Origin of the sequence: Thermincola ferriacetica, from assembly GCF_001263415.1 — a bacterium.
GTDB classification, from domain to species: Bacteria; Bacillota; Thermincolia; order Thermincolales; family Thermincolaceae; genus Thermincola; species Thermincola ferriacetica.
Genome location: NZ_LGTE01000018.1, coordinates 14,015 through 36,605, shown reverse-complemented (window position 1 = coordinate 36,605; position 22,591 = coordinate 14,015). Strand labels below are relative to the sequence as shown.

The window sequence follows — 22,591 nt, the reverse complement described above, 5'->3', positions numbered from 1 at the left end:
CAGCATTTTATTCTCCGGTACCAGGTTTTATGCGCCAATCACCGAATAAAAAATTCGGTCAATATGGAAACCGAATATGAAAACAAGGGACCAAAGTCCCTTGCCGTACTTACTCTCGACAGCCCCTTATCTCAGCGGGAGCTTTCCAGAGTTAACAAAGCTGTTTTAATGTCCAGGCTTGCCCCGGTAAAACCTCCCAGCCCACCGTTGCAGGCTATAACCCGATGGCATGGAATGACCAAAGGAAGCCTGTTTCTTTTTAATGCCCCGCCCACTGCCCTATAACCTTTAGGCTTGCCTATGGCGCAGGCTATATCCCTGTAACTTCTCGTTTGGCCGTAAGGTATTTCCCGGGCGGCGCTATATACTCGCAACTGAAAATCAGTAGCCCACGAAAGGTCCAGTGGCAGTGAACTGAAATCAACACGCCGGCCGGCAAAATATTCTCCGGCCCAAACAACAAACTTGTCCAGCAGACCGTTCCCTGTGTCCGGCCAACCACTTCCTTGCCTTTCAAGAAAAGGAAATTCGCGAGCTAAAGCCGCCCACACTCCTTCTGAATTAACCTGTGGCAAAACCACGGTTGCCAGCCCTTGTACCGTGGCGACAGCGCCCATATACCCCAGAGGAGTGTTGAAAATCACGTATTGGCAATTAACTGTACAGTTTCTCATAATAACCTGGCCTTGTTAATAAAAAGTTCAAACTCACAGTTTAACAGGCTGGCTGCCCTACGGCATAAAAGCATCCGGGTGAGAAAAATTTCAAAATACTCCATCACTGAACAAATCTCCAGATCTATGCTCAAATCCATGATAATTTTCCGGTTAACACCGTCCACTTTCAGCTCCGATAAATCTACGGCATAGTTTACCCGGTCTCTGGTAGTAAAAGTTGCAAAATCGGTTTTCCTAACCCGTGACCGGTGTACATCAGCTTTATCGGCAATCATTACAGCAGCGCCTACAGGACTTACGGGACTGCCGTTTCTCTCCTCATGATTGCCAATCGCCGAAACGACCACGGCAATTTCTTCCGGCGGCATACCCATTTTAAATAAAAAAGTAAAAGCCAAAACCCCTCCGGTTCTACCATGATCATACCGGTTGATTACGTTCCCTACATCATGCAGGTAACCCGCAATACCGGCCAGCTCCTGCTGTCTTTTCGGGTAACCTAACGCCTTAAGTATTTTGGCGCTGTTACGGGCTACCGTTTCAGCATGCTGATAATTGTGTTCTATAGCGCCCATCTTACCGAGGTACATGTTAGTCTTTTGAAAATAAGTATCTATTTCCGGGTGGTTTTTTATATTTTCAAGGGTAATCAAAAAGGTTCCTCCTCACAGCAAACACCATATGCTTTTTTCAACATTATAGCCAGTATTTATCCCAAAATCAAACCCACAGATATACCCAATGTAAATACCTACGCCCGTTATATCGCTGTCTTAACCAAAAGAGCCGCCGTTTCGGCCCTGCTGAGGCTCATATCCGGACCAAAAGCACCGTCAGGATAGCCCGTCATTATGTGGGCTTGCAAAACCCGGGCCACAGCCTCCCTGGCCCAGTGGCGCTCCACATCAGCCGGCACCTCGGGAGAACTGTCTGTCAGCTTCAAGGCTTTGCTGATAATTACCGCCGCCTCAGCCCGGCTTATCTGTTTATCCGGCCGGAAAAGGTTGCCGGCATATCCCTGGATCAAACCTGCTTCTCTTACTGCCGCAATGTATCCCCTGGCCCAATGATTAACCGTATCGGCAAACAGCCAGCCTGCAGACTCCGGTTGCAGCCCCAGCAGGTTGCACAGGGTGACGGCAAATTCCGCCCTGGTTATTTTTTTGCTAGGTTTGAAGGTATTGTCTGCGTATCCCCTTAAAATACCTTTACCAACCAGTTCCGCTATAGCCTCCTCCGCCCAGAACCCCGGCGGAACATCCCGGAACAACAGGTCTTGCGGAGCCTTTTGCACTTGCGGATTCTGCAAATCCACCTTCAGCAAATTGGAGGAAACAATCATTCCTTCCGGGTCTGCCGCCAAAACCCTGTAATATTTTATGCCATTCTCACTGTCGTAAACCAATCGTTCTGCCTTAGTTTCATTTACAGAAAAAGCCACCGGATAGCCCAGGTTTTCATCAGGCGAATCATACTCAAGTAATGTGTATGAAATTGGGTTATTTTTATTGTCCAGGCCTCTATTCCACTGAAAAATCAAGGTCCGGCTAAAAAACCCGCTTTCTTTCACATTCGTTAAGGCTAATACCGGCGCTGTGGGCGGAAGATTGATATTGGCTGTCGGCTGACCCGCCAGTTTAAGCCAGTATTCGTACAAACCGGGGACTTGTGCCGCCAATGGCAAATTCATATTTTCCTGCGGACAGAAGTTATACATATAGGTACTGTACATTCCTGTCCAACGGCCTTTAAATTGAATTATCTTACGGGCATTTGGCGAGCCGAATAACTGTATATAATCGGCTGCCGCTATTTCCGCAGGCTGCCATTCGTGTTCTGCATTAACCCCGACTTGCGGATAGGAGGTTAAACCTCTGATCCTGGCATAATTGGATTTTTTCCAACTGCTGTCGTCCAGGCTTACCTTTTCTTTTTTCCAAAGGTAATACAGGGTAAAATGGTGGCCGTATTCGTGAGCCAGCGTATGGGCCATACCTGTTTCACTGCCGTCGTGCGGATCGGGAAAATAGGCAATGCGCCCGTCATCGGCAAAATACTTTTCCTGCCTACCGTCAGACCATGTCCGGGTGGCAACCCCTCCGTAATACATGCTCACGTAATCGCCCTGATAAATATCAACTTGTTTGAAGTATTTTATTTCCTCGAAATGAGTATTCCGCATCAGCTCGTCCCAAACACTTTTCAGTTTGGCCTTATCAACCCATTTGGGATGGTGGCTGATGATTTTAATCCCGTTTGGTCCTGTATATGTAGCCAAAACAGGGTCATCATAAGGAGAAGGCCCGGCATATGCTTCAACCGTTATCGATACCATTGCAGATAAAAAGAATACAATGACAAAAAGAACTCTGATACCTCTGCTCATGTTTTGTTTGACACCTCTAATCATATTAGTCAACTAGTTACCGGTATATATTTATCTCCCACTGAACAAAAATCCTTCCTCTTTTCGCTCGTTTATACTTTTTAAATAATTGCGATTCCGGCACATAACTGTCAAAGCATAACAGTCCGAACAATCTTACAAATTTCGCTATAAAAACCTTGATATAGTTGAAAACTTTTGGATAGGTTGATATGATGAAATAGACAGGTAAATTTCGATAAAAGGAGTAACAAAATGGAAGAAAAAATTCTTCAACTAATTTTGAGTGAAATTAAAGACTTAAAAGTTAATCAGGAAAAAGTATATAGAGAAGTAACCGACATAAAAGAAGGTCAGCAAAGACTGGAAGGCCGTATGGATAAACTCGAAGAAGGCCAGCAAAGACTGGAAGGCCGTATGGATAAACTCGAAGAAGGCCAGCAAAGGCTGGAAGGCCGTATGGATAAACTGGAATCCAAAATCGAGACTGAGATTACAGATAAAATTCGGGCTCTTTACGATTTCCGCGAAGTCCAGGCCGACATCAACAACCGCATTATCACCACACTTGACCGCATTGAAGCCAAAGTAGACGTCCTACAAATGGAAACAGCCCAAATCAGAAGAGTGAAATAAATTTCAAAAACCATCTCAGCTTCTTCAAGGGTCAAAGCCTGGCAGACCTTCTTCAAATCAGCCATTAATACTTTCTGTTCCTTATTCGGTAATTATGGGTAAAATCTTGTCCGCGATTTTGCTGACCATAGCTGGTGAAACATGCAGAATCACAAGCGGTCTTGCTGCTTGATGATATTCTTAGTGGTAAAAAATAAGAATACTTAAGACTTTGTGATGCATTAGTAATTTTTATCTATGAAAATCTTCTCATATAAAAAACAAAAAACCGCAATTCCTTGCGGTTGTATGCTTCCTCGTGGAGCCGAAGATGGGATTTGAACCCACGACCTACGCATTACGAGTGCGTTGCTCTACCGCTGAGCTACTTCGGCAAATTAATTGTCACGAAGTATATTATACAACAATCTGCACACAAATTCAACTTGGGTTGTCCTGGTTCCCGAGAAAATATTTGTTATCGGATAACCTTTACAATATACAGATCTTCATGCTTTGACAGGTCTATTTCCCTGTAGACAGCCGCCGGGCTGTTCCCTGTCTGCTCCAGACGGATTATTGGCCTGGTATGGCTGCCCCTGTTCATGTCCACCACTGTGCCAATTTCGCCGGAATTAAGCCGCACCTTCGTGCCAAGAGGATAAATAGCAATTTTATCAAGAAAAATATGCAAAACCTCCGGGTCGAACTGTCCCTTGTACTTGACAATAATGTCCACTGCCTGATGCGGATAAAAAGCATTCCGGAAGGGTCGATCGGCCAGCAACGCGTCAAAAACATCAGCTACCGCCACAATCCTGGCAAAATAATGAATTTGTTTTCCCCCTATAGAATTAGGATAACCTGATCCATCTAACCGCTCGTGATGCTGCAGGGCAACGACAGCCGCTTCTTCCGGCAAGCCGGCGATAACGCTGAGCATTTCGTAACCCCAGCAGGGATGTTTTCTCACCTGCCTAATTTCTTCAGGAGATAAAGGGCCTGTTTTATATATGACGTTTTTATCAACCCGCTCCATGCCAATATCATGCAGCAAAGCCCCGATGCCCAGATTATGCAGCTCATTCTTACTCAAGTTAAGGTAGAGACCCATCAACAGGGACAGCATGCATACATTGACGGAATGGTCAAATGTATAGGAATCATATGACCTGACTCTGGTCAAATTGGCCATTAGATTCCGGTGCCGCAGCACCTGTTTAAGCACTTCCCGTACAGCCTTACGGGTAGACCCCACTTCCAATTCATCGGTCAGGGTAATTTGATTAAACAATTTTTTCAGGATATTGAAAGTAACATCTTTAGTTTTCATCGATACCGCAGAAGTTAAACTATCCTTCACTTTCTGGGCCCCTCGTTTTCAAATTTACTCATTTTTTCTTTATTTCGCCCAAAATCACCTTAATTCCTTCTAAATTTCCGTAATATATCCAAATTCCGGTATTTTCTTCTTTTGGTTCACCCAAGGGGTCCATCAACCAAATAATAGCAGTAATAAAAAGAAAGACCGAATTCCTTGGAATTTCGGCCTCATTGCTGCGGCAAATCTGCCCATTGCTATTAAAAACTTTTTACCATGCCGAAAGGTATCTTTCCCCTGTATCCGGTAACAACACTACTAACAGTTTTCCTTCCATTTCCTTGCGTTTGGCCACTTCCACCGCGGCATGGGCAGCAGCGCCGGAAGAAATGCCGACAAATAAGCCCTCTTCCTTGGCCAATCGCCGGGCCATAGAAAAAGCCTGTTCAGAAGTTATCTGCATAATTTCGTCAATTATTTTCAGATTCAACACTTCGGGAATAAAGCCCGCTCCTATACCCTGTATTTTATGGGGGCCAGGTTTCCCTCCTGATAAGACAGGCGAATCAGCAGGTTCAACAGCAACAACCTTGACTTCTTTTTTCTTGTTTTTTAATACTTCGCCTACACCTGTCACCGTACCCCCGGTACCTACCCCGCCGACAAAAACGTCTACCTTACCGTCAGTATCTTCCCAAACCTCCAGAGCCGTTGTTTTACGGTGAATTTCAGGGTTCGCGGCATTGGCAAACTGCTGCGGTATAAATGAATTTTTAATTTCCCTGGCCAGTTCTTCCGCCTTTTCCACAGCTCCCCGCATGCCTTTTTCCCCCGGGGTGAGGACCAGTTCGGCCCCATAAGCTTTTAAAATATTTCTCCGCTCAATACTCATAGTTTCCGGCATGGTCAAGATAAGTTTGTATCCCCTGGCTGCAGCAACCATGGCCAAAGCAATACCTGTGTTGCCACTGGTGGGTTCTATAATAACTGTGTCTTTATTAATTAAGCCCTGTTCCTCAGCAACCTTAATCATGTAATAACCTATACGGTCTTTCACACTGCCGCCGGGATTAAAGTATTCCACCTTGGCCAGCACCTGCCCGGGCAATCCCTTAGCCACTTTATTCAGCCTGACCAGCGGTGTACGTCCGATTAACTCAGTAACGCTATTAGCCACCTTCATGACATTCCCCTCCAAATGAGCAATTTGATTTCCTACTATTCCGCTATGCTTTTGTGTTATTAGTTTACCATTTGCTTTAACGCCCAGTCAAGATAATTTTAACTCATTCTGAAGTTTTTTAACCGGCCAGGTTTGGATGTTTAAAAACAACAAGGCAAAAAAAGAGGATAAATTTTCCCCCGAGGGAACAATTTATCCTCTTTCACTTTGCTGTAACGGACTTCCCTTTTACATCATCGGAGGCATGCCGCCGCCAGGCATACCTGCAGCATTGTTTTCTTTCTCAGGTTTATCCGCAACTATGGTCTCAGTGGTCAGCAGCATTGCGGCAATACTTGCAGCGTTTTGCAGTGCGGAGCGTGTTACTTTAGCCGGGTCAACAATACCTGCGGCAATCATATCAACATACTCCTCAGTTGCTGCATTAAAGCCAACACCTGCAGGCTGCTCTTTCACTTTTTCCACAATGACGGAACCTTCCAGACCGGCATTGTTGGCAATCTGACGAACCGGTTCCTCAAGGGCCTTCTTGACTATATCAATACCGGTCTTAACATCGCCTTCAGCTTCAATCTTATCTAATGCAGGAATAACGCTAATGAAGGCTGTTCCACCACCGGGTACAATACCTTCTTCAACAGCAGCCCTGGTAGCGTTAAGAGCGTCTTCAATGCGCAGCTTCTTCTCTTTCATTTCCGTTTCGGTAGCAGCGCCTACTTCGATAACAGCTACGCCACCGGACAGCTTAGCCAGGCGCTCCTGCAGTTTTTCACGGTCAAAATCGGAAGTGGTTTCTTCGATAAGAGTTTTAATCTGGGCAATGCGCTTTTCAATATTTTCCTGCTTGCCCTGACCGCCAACGATAACGGTTTCTTCCTTCTTAACTTTAACCTGGCGGGCCCGGCCGAGCATGTCTATAGTTACGCTGTCCAGCTTAACGCCCACTTCTTCGGATGCAACCTGGCCGCCTGTCAGAATAGCAATATCCTCCAGCATAGCCTTGCGGCGGTCGCCGAAGCCAGGAGCTTTAACGGCAACACAAGTGAAAGTTCCCCTCAGTTTGTTAACAACCAGGGTAGCCAGTGCTTCGCCTTCTACATCTTCAGCAATAATTAACAGTGGCTTGCCTGCCTGAACAACCTTCTCCAGAACCGGCAGAATGTCAGCAATAGCGCTGATTTTCTTGTCGGTAATGAGGATATACGGGTCATTCAGCACAGCTTCCATTTTATCGGTATCAGTAATCATATAAGGAGATATGTATCCCCTGTCGAAGTTCATACCTTCAACTACATCAAGAGTAGTTTTCAGGCCTTTGGACTCCTCAACAGTGATGACACCGTCTTTACCTACTTTTTCCATTGCTTCAGCGATTAACTGGCCGATTTCTTCATCAGCTGCGGAAATAGAAGCAACTTGCGCAATAGCCTGTTTATCTTCAACAGGTTTAGCAATTTTCTTGATTTCCTCTACCGTTACATTAACGGCCTTCTCGATACCTTTTTTCAGGATCATCGGGTTAGCGCCGGCAGCTACGTTCTTTAATCCTTCACGGATAATAGCCTGAGCAAGGATGGTAGCTGTTGTGGTACCGTCACCGGCAACATCGTTAGTTTTGGTGGCTACTTCCTTAACCAGTTGAGCCCCCATGTTTTCGAAGGGATCAGGTAATTCAATTTCCCTGGCAATGGTTACACCGTCGTTGGTAATTAACGGAGAACCGAATTTCTTGTCCAGTACTACGTTTCTACCTTTAGGGCCGAGAGTTACTCTAACAGCTTCAGCTAAAGCATTAACGCCCCTTTCCAGAGCGCGGCGTGCTTCTTCGCGAAATAAAATTTCTTTAGCCACTTGTCTTACCTCCTTTTATCATTTTTATTCCATGATTGCCAGAATGTCGCGCTCGTTGAGGATCAGGTGTTCCTCATTGTTCAGCTTGATTTCTGTTCCGGCATACTTGGAGTAAATAACCTTGTCCCCAACTTTAACTTCCAGGGCAAGTTTCTGGCCGTTTTCCAGAGTCCTACCGGTACCAACGGCAATAACTTCTCCCTGCTGAGGTTTTTCCTTGGCAGTATCGGGTAGAACAATGCCGCTGGCAGTTTTCTCTTCGGCAGCCAAAGGTTTGACTACCACTCTGTCACCCAATGGTTTAATCATTTCTCTAACCCCTCCTTGCGATTTATTGTTTTTATTATATTATTACCAATTTTGTTAGCACTCATTCGTTGTGAGTGCTAATACATTAATAATAATATAAAATAGGTATTTCAAAATCAAACCGGTTTTTTAACTGTTTTTTCGAGATATTTTCCTCTAATCCCATTTCATGTTTATTTTCCACTTTATTTCTCGTTATAACACATATTTTCTTGCGATAACTTAACTTGGTATAACAACTATTTTATGGAACTGAATTTGCTCCCGAATAATATAAATTTCCTGCCGCCCCCATTTTTATACGTATTACAGAAAAAAAGACCTTGGCAGGTCAACTTGTAAAATAATTGCTCACGTACCCATTCTGTTGGGCAATGATATCTAGAAAAACCGTTGCAGCATCTTTTAAACCTGTGTTACCGGCTTCCTCACCAGTACTGAAGACCTTAAGATATGTTTTGCACTCTTCACAGGCGTGAATCTGATAATCAGGTGTTTCTTCAATAAATATGGTTTTCAGTGTCCTATGTTCTTCGTTCAGGCAATTGGGACAGGCCAGCCTTTTGAACAACCATTGACGGTCACATAGGCTGCACTGTAAAAACCTTTTATTATCCTCTTTAATCCAGGCATATCTGGCTTTATGTCCGCATATAGGACAGTAATTCTTTAGCCATTTTTCATTTTTTGTACAGGGACCGGCCAAACGGGCATAAGCCTTCATAAAAGGCCTGGCAGTGCATTCAAGCATGAAATTCACCGTCATCCTGTTAAGCCGGTTTTCCTTAACCAGCCGCTCAATGTCCTTATCATTCCCGGAAACATAATCGTTGACAAGCCGGTCAATGGCATGTCCGGCCACATCTATGAGGGTTTTCACCTGACTCCCGACCTGCGGTCTCTTCCCTTCAAGCAATTTACATACGTTCCAGAATATTTCTCTGCAAAGGTCTCTATCTATTGCCGGTTTAACAAGGGTAAACAGGGGTATCCCCTCAGCATAATGCCGGTTTAAAATGCTGTCTGTTATCTCCATTTCAGGCAGCCGTATTTTGGCAGTATAACCGTTTAACAGGTTATCCATTTCTTCGTAAAATGCAAGCAGTTCCCTGGGCAGGTTAACTACAGTCAATGATTTCAACTCCTTTATTTTGTGCAAGGGGAAGGTTGGGGCAGGGTTGTCCCTGCCCCGGAAATGTATAACGGAAATGTATAATAAGAGAACTAAGCCGGATTTCAGATTATACCTGGCCGGCATACAGCATCACATATCTCATCAGGAAGCCACCAACCAGGACTGATAAACCGGCCAGAGTGGGCATCGTCATCTTTAAAGCCGCATGCCCCCTGGCCGTAAACAGTTCATAAATCTCCACGGCAAAAGGTATCAGCAAACCCAGCACCACCATACCCAGCCAGAAAAACATGGCATAGGAACCGGTCAGAATAACGGAGGCTGCCTGTGGTGCATTAGATTTCAGCGACGCCAGAAGCATGATTAACACGATTACCTCGAATATAATTACTATCAGATCTGCCTTAGCCAGCTTTTTGATGACATCGCTGTCTCCTTCCTTCCAGACATATACCAGCATCAAGGCCGCCATACCTGTAGATGTGGCGGAACAGCGATTTTATCCAGGACCCAATCCCAGTCCTTTTCTTCCCATTTATCACTGCCGGGGGCCCTGTACAGGGGTTTTTTCACCCTTTTTTCATTGTCATGCACCTGGTACACGGCAGCGCCCTTGCTGCACAAGGCGCCCTGGTTGATGGGATGGTCAGGATCCCCTTCCGTATTAATCAGCCTGCCGTTTTCAGCATATGTCAGTATCCCGCACCCCACACTGCAGTAAGGACAGATAGTGGGTGTCGCCTGGGCGGATTTGATCTTTAAATTTTTCACCTGCGCCTGGACCGAAGAGAGGTCAAATCCCAGGTCCCCCAGAATTACGGTCAACGTTGATGCTCCTGTCAGTTTCAGAAAACCTCTTCTGGATATTTCCATTTGCCGTTCCTCCCTTCTGAATTTTAAAACTTTGTTAGGTGAAACTAAAAAAAAGGCAGCCGGGGTAACCCCCTGTTTTATCACTGTTTCTTTCATTATCCCGGCTGCCAGAAGGCGGCCAATAGTTCTGCTAAACTGCCAGCAACATGATATAACGCAGGAAGAAGCCGCCGAACAGGACCAGAAGTGCCCCGGCCAGTACAAGCCCTGTCCCGGCATGAGGTTTCTTCAAGCTGTACCGTTGGATAAAGAGGGGCAGAATCAACCCTGTGAAAATAAACCCAATCCAGAAGAACACAGCATACTTGCCTACCAACAGGTTTTGCAGCGCATCGGTCCATGGCGCAGCCAGGAACAAGGCAATAACCAGCACCATCACCACTGCTATTTCAATAAGGATTAACGCATTATCTCCTTTTTCAATCTTCCCCATGGCATCGTGGTCATCATGTTTTGTTAACACCATCATTACCAGAATGGCGGCCAAACCGGTAGAAGTAGCTGAAACCGTAAACAACACCGGCAAAATCGGCGTAGTCGCCCAGACCGGTACAGAGGTGGCTGACAGCAGCACCCCGGTATATGCGCCTACCCCCATAGCAAAGGGCAGACCCAGAACGCCCAAGGTTTTTCTCAGTTTTTCTCTGCCGGCCAATGCAGGCAAAACAGGCAGGTTCCGGGCAAATTTTTCTTCAGCCAGCCAAAACAGCGGATAAGCCACTCCGCACAGGCAGGAGAAAATCACCAGAATCCAGACGCCCCAGGACATAACCGAACCCGGTTCAAAAACAATGCGGGTCGTGGGATTGAACTGGAACATCAGATGCCAGAACCTCAAGGGTTGGCCCAGATCGATAACCAGCATCAAGAGCCCGATAACAGTGGGAATGAGTACCACATAAGAGCTCAGGCGGGCTATGTCCCTCAGTTTGCCCCTACTGAACAGGTCAGCAAAAACACCTACATAAAATGCTGCCGCCGACATGCCGCCGACAAACAGGTACAGCGCTACGGGTAACCCCCAAACCAATTCTCTACTCACCTGTTTGCACCCCCTGTTCTCGGTTAATATTCACGGATTTATCGTCCTCCCCGAAAACCTTGCGCAGCGGCCCGGCAATCACTGCTCCCGCCGTAACCAAACCCATTGCCCATTTCAGTAGCACATCGCCTGTTGCAACTTTGGGGTTTTCCATGAAACCCATTTTCAGGGGATTGCCAGGCAGGAGATAAATAACCTTCAGGCCGCCAAGCTCTTTATTCCCATAGATATTGGCATTTGTGTAACCCTGTTTTTTCAGTTGGCCCAGTCTTTCGTTCGCCTTTATGAGCAGTTCTTCTCTTTCGCCGAACTGCACTGCCCCCGTAGGGCATGCCTCTGCACAGGCTGTAGGTTTGCCTTCCGCCATACGTTCCTTGCAAAAGGTACACTTTTCCACTACCCCGGATTCTTTATTTTCTCCCGGTATAGCATAAGGGCAGGCCACTACACAGTTTCTACAGGCAATGCAGACATCTCCGTCTATTAATACGATCCCGTCCTCTCGCTTAAAGGCAGCGCCGGTGGGGCATACTGCCACACAGGAGGGCTCATTGCAGTGCATACATTGCATCTTGACCTTGTACAGGCCGCCATCGTCCTTGTCTTCTTTCTTATAAAATTTAACAGCCGTCCAGTTGTCCCCGTTGGTGTACTTGGAATTCTTGTAAGGGGCGGGCAGGTTATTTTGCTTTTTACAGGCCGTTACACAACTGGCACAGCCAATACACCGGGTCACATCGATGAACAAGGTTTTACTGTCTACGCCGGGAATTGCTGTGTATTCGACCGTTGTGGCCGAGGCAATACCTGTGGCCAGGCCGCTCACCAGGGAACCGGCAGCAGTTAGGCCGGATAGTTTCAGAAAAGTACGGCGACTGACTCCCATTGTGATCCCTCACTCCCTTCTTCTGCTCAGTATCTTTTCATGACATCTCTATTTCCTGACAGACAATCTCCGCCACTCTGGGCAAAACGGCCCGAATCTCAGGGGTCAATTCCAGGCCCCAGTCAATGAGTTTGGGTTGAATTCCGATGACCACTGTCTCCGGGCATTTGTCCAGAAACTTAGCTATTTTCAAAGTTTCGAAGAGATCTATCTGGTGCAGGGAGGTGTTGTGCTTTTTCACCATTGTTTCAACCTGATGAGGCGCAAATCTAAAGATTGCACCCGGCTCCGCCTGGGCATCTACGGCATCAATGACAATCAATTTATCGGCTTCCTGGATGACTTCAAGTAGATCAATGCCCGCTACCCAGCCGTCATGAAGCCGTACATTGGAAGGCAGGTTATAACTTTCCAGTTCTTTCAGACTGTGGACGCCTACCCCCTCGTCTTTTAAAAGAATGTTCCCCACACCCAGGACCAGAATCTTTTTGTCAGCGGTGGCCATGCTATCACCCGGCCTTCCCTAAACTACCCTGAACTTTTTAATTTCGTTGGTATCCGGGTGAATCAGATGTACCGCACATGCAACGCACGGGTCAAAGGACCGTACAATCCGCACCAGGTTGATAGGATTTTCGGGATCAGGAACAGGAGCGCCGATCAATGCCTGTTCAACAGGCCCCTTTACACCTTCGTCATCTGCAGGAGAACAGTTCCAGGTAGTGGGGACTACCATTTGGTAATTCCTGATCTTATAATTTTCAATCACTCCGAAATGGCCGAGAGCCCCACGCGCGGCTTCTACCAGACCCATGCCCCGGCCTTTTTCGGGAACAGGCTTCTCGTTGCATACGGGCTCACCGGGTTTCAGTTCGCCAACCCATTTGAGCATTGCCTCAGCTATAAGCTTGCATTCCCAGGCCCGGGCAGCGTGCCGCGCCACAGCGGAAGGCCATGCTCCCAGTTTATTTACCAGGTCCATGAAGCCTTTCTCCTGGGTAACTAATTGTCTGGCTAATGGGCCAACTTCCATGGGTTTTCCGTCATAACGGGGAGCCTTTAGCCACGAATAAGCCCCTTCTTTCTTTGCATCGGGTTTTGTCTCGCCTTCATAGGGGTGTTTGCCTGTAGTAGTGTTTTCATACCAGGAGTATTTGACTTCTTCATGAATCTTGTCTGGATCAAGCGGATTAACTTTGGTCAGATCACCGTTAAAGATAGCACCGGCTTTAAGGAATCTGTTGTTAAAGTCGCCGGACTTGCCAAGGTCAAAGTTACCGTAAGACAGGAAATTGCCGCAACCTGCGCCCACCTTCATATCATGCAGCGGCTTGAGAGGCCCTGTTCCGAAGTAAAGAACATCCTTCAGGTATACATTATTAATAAAATCAATGAGTTCCAGCAGTCTGCTCCGGAACGCAGCTATCCTGTCCGGCGTTGGCTGGATAGTCACACCGCCCGCCACATAGGTAACATGGTGGGGCATCTTGCCACCAAAAATCGCCAGCATTTCCTGGGCCTTTTTCCTCATTTCCAGCGCCTGAATGTAATGGTGGACTGCCGTGGTAACCACCGTAGGATCGGCTACAGAAAACTGATCCGGATTGTAACGCGGGGTAAACGGCGCCGTATCTCCCGCCTTTACCAGGGCAACCACTTTGTCCCTGACTTTTAATAAGGCAGGGTCTGCGCCGTTATATTGGGCTATAGCCATAATATCGAGGTAGTCCAATGCGGTCAGATGATAAAAATGCAGAATGTGGGAAGCTATAAAATTAGAACCGGCTACCAAATTGCGGATAATCCTTCCGTTATCAGGCACTTCCGCCCCGAAAGCCATATCCAGTTGCTGCACAGAAGCATGGGCATGTTCGGCAGGGCAAACGCCGCAGCTTCTGGACGTTAAAACAGCGGCGTCCCTGGGATCTTTACCCTGGCAGATTATCTCGAGCCCGCGGAAAAGAGTACCTTTACATTTGGCGTCCTTTACAACACCACCCTCGACCTCGACTTCAATGGCCAGGTGCCCTTCTATCCTCGTAATCGGATCAACAACAATTTTTTGAGCCACTATTCAACACCCTCTTTCTCTCTGGCTTTTTCACCGGCGAAATAAACTGCTCCCGCTCCAGCAGCAGCGCCGGCCACAGCTCCTCCCAGGCTGGCTGCAAAGGTGCTGATACTGCCCTGATCCTGTGAAGCTTCCGATTCCTCGATAAACTTCGCCACTTCTTCAATGGGTTCATAAAGCGGCAGTTTGGGGAAGGACGGTTCAACACAACCGGCGCATGGAGCGCTGGCTGCTATACAGAAGTTGGTTCCGGCGTTCCAGAGCCTGTGCGGACAATCGGCATAGGTTATTGGCCCACGGCACCCCTTGGCACCCATACAGCCCTCAATGTTAGGCAGCTCCTCCCCGAACTTCTTGATAAACCTGCCCTGTTCGTACCCACCTCTGCGCGGGCAGTTTTCATGAATCTGCTTGCCAAAGAAAGGCATTGGCCGGCCGTGTTTATCTAATTCAGGAACTTTGTTAAACAGCAGGATGCTCACTATAGTGCCAACAATCCAGTCGGGATGGGCCGGGCAACCGGGAATATTGACCACTGTCCCGCCAATGACATCTGCTACGCCTTTGCACTGCGTCGGGTTCGGATCAGCGGCAGGAATACCGCCAAATGATGCACATGTACCCACTGCCACCACATAAGCGGCATTGGTTGCTGCTTCTTCCACCTTGGATTTGAAGGTTTTGCCCCCGATCCGGCAGTAAATACCGTCATCTTTAACCGGAATAGCTCCTTCCACAACCAGAATATACTTTCCTTTGAATCTGGTCATGGCCTCTTCCAGCGCCTTTTCTGCCACGTGACCGCTGGCTGCCATTAGAGTTTCATGATACTGCAAGGACAGAGTGTCCAAAACCAATTCGGCCACTCCCGGGTGATGGGAATTGGCAAAGGATACCGTGCACCCGGTACATTCGGCGCCATGCAGCCAGATAACAGGCTGCTTTCCGTTGGCCATTCCTTCCACTGCTGCGGCAATTTTGGGGACAAAGGCATCAGAAAGGCCTAACATTGCCGCCAAAGTTGCACTGTACTTGATGAAGGACCGTCTGGAAATATCCTTCCGCAAAGCTCTTGCAAGGTCAATCATTAGATATGTACACCCCCCTCAAATTTTAGCCCTCACCTTGCTTTGTCGAAAATCTTCTGCTTCCTCCCCGGCCTTACCACCACCCCTTCTATTGGAGACAATTTATTTTAGAGCAACAAATACCAAACTCATGTTTTACTCTCCGCAAAATTTGTGCCAAGGTACTACGGGGGATTTACAGCAACAAATTGTACATTTTATATACATGACCTGTTGAAAATATCTACACAGTGTAATTTTTTCAAAATGTTCAGTTTCTTTACATGTTAATGAAAATTTACACTATTCTTGTCTCATTCCAGGTTAAATTCTTTCAGCTTCTGATATAAAGTGACCCTCGTAATACCCAGAAGTTTTGCCGCCATAACCTTATTGCCTTTGGTAGCTTTTAACGCTTCCGTAATCAATTGCTTTTCGATTTCCCGCACAGCTTCTTTGATCGGTTTTATGGTCTGGCCGCTATAACCTTTCAGCTCACGGACATGGGGGGGCAGGCAGTCTTCCCTGATTACATTACCCTCAGTCAGATATATGGCCCTCTCTATGATGTTTTCCAACTCTCTGACATTGCCCGGCCAATCATATTTAAGCAGCAGCTCAAGGGTTTCATCAGCAACAATTTTAGGTGAAATATTTTTGTCCTTGGTTAGTTTTTCAATAAAATGACCGATCAGTAGCGGAATATCTTCGGTTCTCGCCCGGAGCGGCGGTACGGAAATCGGCAGGACATTTAACCTATAAAACAGGTCAATACGGAATTTGCCTTCCTGAGCCAGCTTTCTCAGGTCTCTGTTCGTAGCTGCCATGACCCGTACATTTAACTTGATGGTGGACGTTCCGCCAACCCGTTCAAATTCCCGTTCCTGCAGGACACGCAGAAGCTTGGCCTGCATGCTCAGCGGAAGGTCACCGATTTCATCAAGGAGGATGGTCCCTCCTTCAGCCAGCTCAAATTTGCCTAATTTCCCGCCTTTTCGGGCGCCGGTAAAGGCGCCTTCTTCATAACCAAATAATTCTGATTCTAACAGCAGTTCCGGCAAAGCTGCACAGTTAATGCCTATGAAGGGTTTGTTGCGGCGGCTGCTCAGGTTGTGGACGGCAAGAGCAATCATTTCCTTGCCGACGCCGCTTTCACCCTGGATGAGAATGGTGGAATCGCTTTTGGCCGCTTTTTCTACTGTCCGTTTTAAGTTTTTTATAACTTCGCTTTCACCGATAATAGCATCCAGATAATGAGACGGCGGGGTAACGGCCTTCTTCAGACGGTCCCGGTAATATTCGATCTCCCCGCGGGATTTATGCAACAGGTAAGGCAGGCACATGTCTATTTCGGCCAACCCCTGATAAACGGCTATGGCCTTTTCACGGCAGGTATTGTATCCGCAGGCGCCACAATTTAGTTCATCTTCTGGTTTAATTTTGTAGGTATGCTTCAAAATCTTTCTGATCTCGTTTTCTGATGGATAAGGCAGTTGGCGTGATTGGTCCGAGTATGTCCTGGTAAGGTCTAAGAAGGGAAGTTTTCTTGCAGGATTGTTTAGTTTTTTCTGCGCATAGTCAAAAACTAAAGCTTTTCTGGTGAGCAGGTCCTTATCACTGTCAATCTCGGGCCCGTCAATACATCCCTGGCAAAACAGAATATCAATAAACCTGGGTTTTACCTTGCCCTGACTCATATTTTGCAGGATGTTCAAACAGTTGTCTATTCCTTCAACGGAGGCCAGCTCAGGTATAAATCCGTCAACAAGCTTCAGGTTTTTGATCAATCCTCCCGGTAGCGGAAATAACCTTGGCAGGAAGTTTTCTCCGACATTTTTTTCTGTCTTGCTCTTCGGAACTTCAATTCCTGCCTGACTGAAAAGTTCTTTTAACTCTTTAAAGGTGAGCACGGCATCAATTATATGCCGTTTGTCGCTCCTGGCTTCTTCTTTTTTGGCAATGCACGGACCCGCTAAAACAACTTTTGCATTAGGAAACTTCTTTTTCACATACTTACCCGTAGCCGTAACCGCTGAATCAATAGGCGCCAGGTAAGATATTAACTGCGGGTAATGTTTTTCGATCAACCCCACTACCGCAGGGCAATAACTGGCAATGACGCACTCCTGATCCCCTTTTTCCAAAAGTTCCTGATATTTGGGGACTGTCAGTTGGACTCCCGTCGTTACTTCTTCCACATGGGCAAACCCCATGGCTAACAAAGCTTCGAACAGATGGTCAGCCGCCACTCCGGCAAAGGCCGCCGGAAAGGAGGGCGCCAGCATAATTACCACTGTTTGGTCGGAACTTAGGAACCCCTTGACCAGGTCCATATCCCTGCTGTCAACAACCTTTGCTTTCTGGGCACATACCCGCACACAGTTGCCGCAACTGACACAACGTTCCTCCACTACCGTAGCCTGTCCTTCCACAACCTTGATGGCTTTTGCCGGGCAGTTTCTGATGCAGGAGTAACAAGTCTGACATCTCTCTTTGATGGTCTGCACCACAGCCATCCCTGAAACACCTCTACTCCTTTTCTTCTCATTGCACCTTTACAATAAAAACCAGGTCAGACTGTGTAAAGTTATTATACTCTATTTGGACAGTTATTAGCATTTAAAACCTGGCCAATGGTCGAATTTTGCGGTTAAACAGTCTTTTTGTTAATAATTATCGTTTTTATAATTTTCAGTAAATTCAATCAAAAACAATTAAGACAGGGTTTATACCTGTCTTATTTTTTTTGTTATTAAGTTATTCGACAAAAACTTCCAGTTCCCTTCTTTAATTTGGATATTTTGTATATTTTTTTTACAAGTGTTAATAAAGTTAACAACTTAACCCCGTCTGGCACATTCTCCGGCAGTACCTTTTAAAATATCCAATCCATGGGGTAAAGCAGGCAATATCCAGTCTAAACTTTCCTCTACTGCTTTGGGACTGCCGGGCAGATTAATAATCAAGGTTTTCCCCCTGATCCCGGCTGTAGCCCTGGAAAGCATGGCCCGGGGCGTTATTTTCATACTTTCCGCCCGCATTGCTTCGGGAATCCCCGGGACTAAACGTTCCACCACATCCAGAGTAGCTTCAGGAGTAACGTCCCTGGGCCCGAAACCGGTCCCTCCCGTAGTAAAAATCAAATCTAAACCTTGGTTATCTGCCCAGTCCTTTAATCGCTCGGCAATGGTTTGGCGGTCATCCGGTAAGATTACATAATGTTCAACCCGACCCTTTATTTCCGCAACTTTCTTCTTGATAACAGGCCCGCTCAGGTCTTCCCTTTCACCGCGGCTGCCCTTGTCAGAGGCCGTAATAATCCCCACCCTATACATCCTTTATCACCTCTATAGTATCCCCGACCTTAACGGTACCTTCTTTTAGCACTCTGATGAAAATTCCTTCCCGCGGCATAACACAGTCTCCTGCCTGGTAATAAATGGCGCACCGGTCATGGCAGACTTTTCCGATCTGCGTAACTTCGCCTATAGCCTTCTCGCCAATTTTGAGCTTGGTGCCCAGTGGCAGGTCCGTCAAACCAATGCCTTGGGTGGTAAGGTTTTCGGCAAAATCACCGGGGTTCACATCCAGGCCTTTCTGCCGCATCTTTTCAATACTTTCCAGAGCCAGTAAACTCACCTGTCTGTGCCATGGCCCGGCATGGGCATCGCCTTCCAGGCCGTGCCCGATAATTAACCGTCCTGCTCCAACATTCTTCTTCCGTGTTCCCTTCTTTTCGCTGGTACATACCGCCACAATTTTCCCCGTCACTTCGGTTCCCCCTGTCTAATATAATGTCCGCCCTTGCCGCCTTTTTTCTCCAAAAGCCTGATATCTCCGATAATCATGCCTTTATCAATAGCCTTGCACATATCGTAAATAGTCAGCGCAGCAGCGGAAACCGCGGTAAGGGCTTCCATTTCCACACCGGTTTTGCCCGTTGTTTTCACTGCGGCTTTAATGATTACCCTGGAATTAACTTCGTCAATGGTAAAGTCAATATCCACTCCGGTAAGAAAAAGCGGATGGCACATGGGAATAAGGGCAGCAGTATTTTTAGCGGCCATAATACCGGCCACCTGGGCGACTGCCAGAACATCGCCTTTTTTTAAACTCCCTGTTTTTATAGCCTCCAGGGTTTGCACCGCCATGCGGATTTCCCCTGCTGCCACAGCCATCCTTTCCGTATCATCCTTAGCTGAAACATCCACCATCCTGGCCCGCCCCTGCGGATTGAAATGGGTCAACTTACTCATTTATCAGCCTCCTATTTGTGACATGGTTCTGTTGTTATCGCCCCAGCCCCGGGCATTCATGGTATGCCCCTCCGGTTTGCTCAGCACCGCTTGTCTCATGACCTCAGCCAACTCCTCCTCACTTAACCCTAGCCTGAGTGAGGCTTTTAAATCCACTTCCTGCGGCGAATGCAGGCAAGGGCGCAGTTTCCCTTCGGAAGTTAACCTGAGCCGGTTGCATTGACCACAGAAATGGTCGCTCAGAGCGCTGATAAATCCGATGCTGCCCATCGCACCCGGAATTTTATAATATCTGGCCGGGCCGTTTCCGGCAAGCTTTTTGGCCACTTCGAGATTTTCGTATCGACTTATTTTTGCTTTTATCTGCCTGACTGAGAAAAATTTGTCAGCCGGAAATTTATCGCTCACACCAATGGGCATTAACTCAATAAACCTGATATGCAGCGGCAACTTCTTGGTCAGATTTACAAAATCCAGTATTTCATCATCGTTAAAACCCCGAATAACCACCGTATTTATCTTAACAGGCTCAAACCCCTCTTCCCATGCCGCTTCAATCCCTGCCCACACATCCCGCAGCCGGCCAACCCTGGTAATCTGCCGAAAACGGTCAGGCTTTAAAGTATCCAGGCTTATATTTACCCTTTTCAGACCGGCTTCTTTTAAAGCGGTAGCATATGCGGGCAAAAGGGCCCCGTTAGTCGTCAAGGCGATGTCGTCTATCTGGGGTATCCGCGCAATTTCCTGCACCAGGTTTATGATACCTTTCCGCACCAAAGGCTCACCACCGGTAAGCCTTATTTTTCTTATCCCCAGCTTGGTCGAACTTTTAATTACTTTCAAAATTTCCTCCAAACTGAGAATCTCGTCCCGGCTGTGCATAGGAACTCCCTCGGCCGGCATACAATATACGCAACGGTAATTGCAGCGGTCAGTAACAGAGACCCGGAGGTAATTTATCTCTCTTGCAAAATTATCTAGCATATCTGTTTCCTCCTCGCAACATTAGCTCTGCATTAATACTTTTCCGGTGTCCCGCATATCGTAACCGCCCAGGCCGGCTACCCTTACTTTAAACTTATCGGATCTGATAATTTCCATCAGAGCATTGATTAAATCGGTATGCCAAAATTCCGCGGGAATTACCAGGTCATATCTTTCTTCCGTTAAGGGGATAAAATCCAAATCCAGGGCGTGGGCAGCGGCAAGAATGCCAAGGCCGGTGTCTACCGTCCCACTGGCCACGGCCACAGCCACAGCCATATGGGTGTATTCTTCCCTATCGTAACCTGCTATCAGTTCTGGATCTATCCCCTTTTGTTTCAGGTAATAATCAAGTAAAATTCTGGTGCCGGCGCCACGTTGCCGGTTGATAAACCGCACATCATTTCTGACCAGGTCTTCTATTCCTTTAATCTGTTTGGGGTTTCCTCTGGCCACAATAAATCCCTGCTGCCTGTACATCAGGTTAATAACGGTTACCTGTTGATGTTTTAGCAGTCTTTCGATATATGGCAGGTTATATTCCCCCGTTTGCTCATCAAGCATATGCATACCTGCTATGTGGCACTCGCCTCTTTTTATGGCCATCAAACCGCCCAGGCTTCCTACATGAGCAGAAGACAAGCTCAGCCTTGGAAACCTTTCTTTCAGCAAATTGCCTAAAATGTCAAGGCTGATATCGTGGCTGCCCACAGCGACCACAGTATTCCTTATTTCCTCTTTGGTCCGGAACAGTTCAACCTCTACTTCTGCACCTGCTTCCAAACCTTCCGTTAATTTGGGTACCTGCAAAAGACCGTCGGCCCTGACCAGGGACATAATGATGCCTGCACCACGGGACATGGGGGTGGCAACAATCCTATCTCCTACCTGCCCCAGCTTTACACGGACAAATTCGTCCACTCCCTGCGGAGATACTACCCTTCTGGCCAAAACAGCTTTGGCCGTTTCCCTTAATCCCGGCTCAATCCCTAACATTTTACCTAGCAGGGGGCGTAAAAACAACTCACAATTTAATACAGCCGATACGGGGTAACCAGGTATGCCTATAACAGGTTTTCCTTTCACCAGGCCTAAAATTACGGGTTTGCCCGGTTTAATGGCCACCCCGTGTACCAAAAGCTCCCCCAGTTCGGCCACTGCCCTGGCCGTGAAATCTTCTGTTCCCGCCGATGAACCGGCATTCACAACCACAATATCGGCTTCAGCCACCGCCTGGCCTATCCTTTCGAGAAGCAAACCGTAATCATCAGGCGTAATTCCCCATACTTTAGGTTGCCCTCCCCATTCCGTTACCAATCCGGAGATAACCCGGGAATTGTACTCAATTATATCCCCCGGTTTCAGCGGGCTGCCGGGCTGAACCAATTCCGTTCCCGTCGGCAGTATGGCTACTACCGGTTTCACCCGGACACTTACCTCGTTTACTCCGCCCGCCAGCATGGCGCCAATATCCACCGGCCTGATGATGTGGTTGGCCGGCAAAATCATTTCCGTGGCCACTAAATCTTCTCCAACGGTGCGTATGTTTTCCCAGGGCGCCACCGGTTGAATAATTTCAATAGTATTCTCATCAATATAATGGACATCTTCTATCATCACCACCGCATCATAACCCTGAGGCAGCGGATCACCCGTATCAACAAGAACAGCTTCTTCCCCTGTCTTTAACTGTACCGGTAAAGTTTCTGACGCTCCAAAAGTGGACGCGGCTTTGACAGCATATCCGTCCATGGCCGAGGCATGGTAATGAGGGGAAGAAAGACAGGCAAAAACCGGTTCAGCCGTTACCCGTCCAAGACTGAGCTCTGTTGGTATTTGTTCCGACTTTAAAAGCACCGGCTGATTGAGGCGTAAAAAAAATTTTTCCCGCGCGGTTTCTAAGGGAATGTTATCTAAATAAATAGTTCTGGACAT

General features: G+C 47.2%; 22 protein-coding genes and 1 tRNA gene. 1 reads left to right on the top strand and 22 read right to left on the bottom strand.

All coding sequences use genetic code 11. The features are described from left to right. Positions 1–131: 131 nt before the first annotated feature. From Tfer_RS11320 to Tfer_RS11310, 3 genes are all read right to left on the bottom strand, one after another. The gene (locus Tfer_RS11320; RefSeq protein ID WP_052218504.1) at positions 132–674 is read right to left on the bottom strand and encodes a methylated-DNA--[protein]-cysteine S-methyltransferase; all 543 of its coding nucleotides are present in this window, start codon (positions 672–674) and stop codon (positions 132–134) included. After that, complete coding sequence (locus Tfer_RS11315; RefSeq protein WP_013119668.1) at positions 671–1,330, bottom strand: HD domain-containing protein; 660 nt, start codon at positions 1,328–1,330, stop codon at positions 671–673. The genes Tfer_RS11320 and Tfer_RS11315 overlap by 4 nt, the downstream gene beginning before the upstream one ends. Before the next feature lie 107 nt (positions 1,331–1,437). Beyond that, positions 1,438–3,063, bottom strand: a complete 1,626-nt coding sequence (locus Tfer_RS11310) for an S-layer homology domain-containing protein (protein ID WP_052218503.1) — start codon at positions 3,061–3,063, stop codon at positions 1,438–1,440. Between the two features lie 255 nt (positions 3,064–3,318). Here Tfer_RS11310 and Tfer_RS11305 point away from each other — a divergent pair, with 255 nt between their 5' ends. Continuing rightward, positions 3,319–3,699, top strand: coding sequence for a hypothetical protein (locus Tfer_RS11305; RefSeq protein WP_052218502.1), 381 nt, complete (start codon positions 3,319–3,321; stop codon positions 3,697–3,699). A 299-nt stretch (positions 3,700–3,998) separates the two neighbouring features. Here the strand turns inward: Tfer_RS11305 and Tfer_RS11300 are convergent. The 19 genes from Tfer_RS11300 to Tfer_RS11210 all read right to left on the bottom strand — a co-directional run bounded on the left by Tfer_RS11300 (position 3,999) and on the right by Tfer_RS11210 (position 22,591). After that, positions 3,999–4,073: transfer RNA gene (locus Tfer_RS11300), tRNA-Thr, on the bottom strand. Between the two features lie 83 nt (positions 4,074–4,156). Further along, positions 4,157–5,041 carry an HD-GYP domain-containing protein gene (locus tag Tfer_RS11295; protein WP_052218501.1) on the bottom strand — a complete coding sequence of 295 codons (885 nt, stop codon included), beginning with the start codon at positions 5,039–5,041 and terminating at the stop codon, positions 4,157–4,159. Between the two features lie 229 nt (positions 5,042–5,270). Then, positions 5,271–6,182, bottom strand: coding sequence for a cysteine synthase A (gene cysK / locus Tfer_RS11290; RefSeq protein WP_052218500.1), 912 nt, complete (start codon positions 6,180–6,182; stop codon positions 5,271–5,273). Between the two features lie 228 nt (positions 6,183–6,410). Then, positions 6,411–8,033, bottom strand: a complete 1,623-nt coding sequence (groL, locus tag Tfer_RS11285; RefSeq protein ID WP_013119663.1) for a chaperonin GroEL — start codon at positions 8,031–8,033, stop codon at positions 6,411–6,413. A 24-nt stretch (positions 8,034–8,057) separates the two neighbouring features. Beyond that, positions 8,058–8,342, bottom strand: a complete 285-nt coding sequence (gene groES / locus Tfer_RS11280; RefSeq protein ID WP_013119662.1) for a co-chaperone GroES — start codon at positions 8,340–8,342, stop codon at positions 8,058–8,060. Positions 8,343–8,673: 331 nt separating this feature from the next. Continuing rightward, positions 8,674–9,474 carry a formate dehydrogenase accessory protein FdhE gene (locus Tfer_RS11275; RefSeq protein ID WP_160315560.1) on the bottom strand — a complete coding sequence of 267 codons (801 nt, stop codon included), beginning with the start codon at positions 9,472–9,474 and terminating at the stop codon, positions 8,674–8,676. Positions 9,475–9,583: 109 nt separating this feature from the next. Further along, positions 9,584–9,937, bottom strand: coding sequence for an NrfD/PsrC family molybdoenzyme membrane anchor subunit (nrfD, locus tag Tfer_RS11270; protein ID WP_052218498.1), 354 nt, complete (start codon positions 9,935–9,937; stop codon positions 9,584–9,586). Then, positions 9,937–10,350, bottom strand: a complete 414-nt coding sequence (locus Tfer_RS16075) for a twin-arginine translocation signal domain-containing protein (protein WP_160315559.1) — start codon at positions 10,348–10,350, stop codon at positions 9,937–9,939. Before Tfer_RS16075 ends, nrfD (Tfer_RS11270) begins: the two co-directional genes overlap by 1 nt. 130 nt (positions 10,351–10,480) lie before the next feature. Further along, positions 10,481–11,392, bottom strand: a complete 912-nt coding sequence (gene nrfD / locus Tfer_RS11260) for an NrfD/PsrC family molybdoenzyme membrane anchor subunit (RefSeq protein ID WP_052218497.1) — start codon at positions 11,390–11,392, stop codon at positions 10,481–10,483. Then, entirely contained in the window at positions 11,385–12,278 is an 894-nt protein-coding gene (locus Tfer_RS11255) for a 4Fe-4S dicluster domain-containing protein (protein WP_052218496.1), read from the bottom strand. The genes nrfD (Tfer_RS11260) and Tfer_RS11255 overlap by 8 nt, the downstream gene beginning before the upstream one ends. A gap of 37 nt (positions 12,279–12,315) precedes the next feature. After that, a complete protein-coding gene (locus tag Tfer_RS11250) occupies positions 12,316–12,783 on the bottom strand; it encodes a HyaD/HybD family hydrogenase maturation endopeptidase (RefSeq protein WP_052218495.1) in 468 nt (155 codons plus the stop codon). 18 nt (positions 12,784–12,801) lie between these two features. Next, entirely contained in the window at positions 12,802–14,349 is a 1,548-nt protein-coding gene (locus Tfer_RS11245) for a nickel-dependent hydrogenase large subunit (protein ID WP_052218494.1), read from the bottom strand. Then, the gene (locus tag Tfer_RS11240; RefSeq protein ID WP_083436915.1) at positions 14,349–15,437 is read right to left on the bottom strand and encodes a hydrogenase small subunit; all 1,089 of its coding nucleotides are present in this window, start codon (positions 15,435–15,437) and stop codon (positions 14,349–14,351) included. The genes Tfer_RS11245 and Tfer_RS11240 overlap by 1 nt, the downstream gene beginning before the upstream one ends. Before the next feature lie 293 nt (positions 15,438–15,730). Next, entirely contained in the window at positions 15,731–17,932 is a 2,202-nt protein-coding gene (locus Tfer_RS11235) for a sigma-54-dependent Fis family transcriptional regulator (protein WP_052218493.1), read from the bottom strand. A 324-nt stretch (positions 17,933–18,256) separates the two neighbouring features. Beyond that, positions 18,257–18,751: a MogA/MoaB family molybdenum cofactor biosynthesis protein gene (locus Tfer_RS11230; RefSeq protein ID WP_052218492.1), complete on the bottom strand. Its 495-nt coding sequence runs from the start codon at positions 18,749–18,751 to the stop codon at positions 18,257–18,259. Next, positions 18,744–19,187: an MOSC domain-containing protein gene (locus tag Tfer_RS11225; RefSeq protein ID WP_052218491.1), complete on the bottom strand. Its 444-nt coding sequence runs from the start codon at positions 19,185–19,187 to the stop codon at positions 18,744–18,746. Before Tfer_RS11225 ends, Tfer_RS11230 begins: the two co-directional genes overlap by 8 nt. Further along, on the bottom strand, positions 19,184–19,672 hold the full coding sequence (moaC, locus tag Tfer_RS11220; protein ID WP_052218490.1) for a cyclic pyranopterin monophosphate synthase MoaC: 489 nt from the start codon (positions 19,670–19,672) through the stop codon (positions 19,184–19,186). Before moaC ends, Tfer_RS11225 begins: the two co-directional genes overlap by 4 nt. A 3-nt stretch (positions 19,673–19,675) precedes the next feature. Next, complete coding sequence (moaA, locus tag Tfer_RS11215; protein ID WP_052218489.1) at positions 19,676–20,656, bottom strand: GTP 3',8-cyclase MoaA; 981 nt, start codon at positions 20,654–20,656, stop codon at positions 19,676–19,678. A 21-nt stretch (positions 20,657–20,677) separates the two neighbouring features. Continuing rightward, on the bottom strand, positions 20,678–22,591 hold the full coding sequence (locus tag Tfer_RS11210; RefSeq protein WP_052218488.1) for a molybdopterin biosynthesis protein: 1,914 nt from the start codon (positions 22,589–22,591) through the stop codon (positions 20,678–20,680).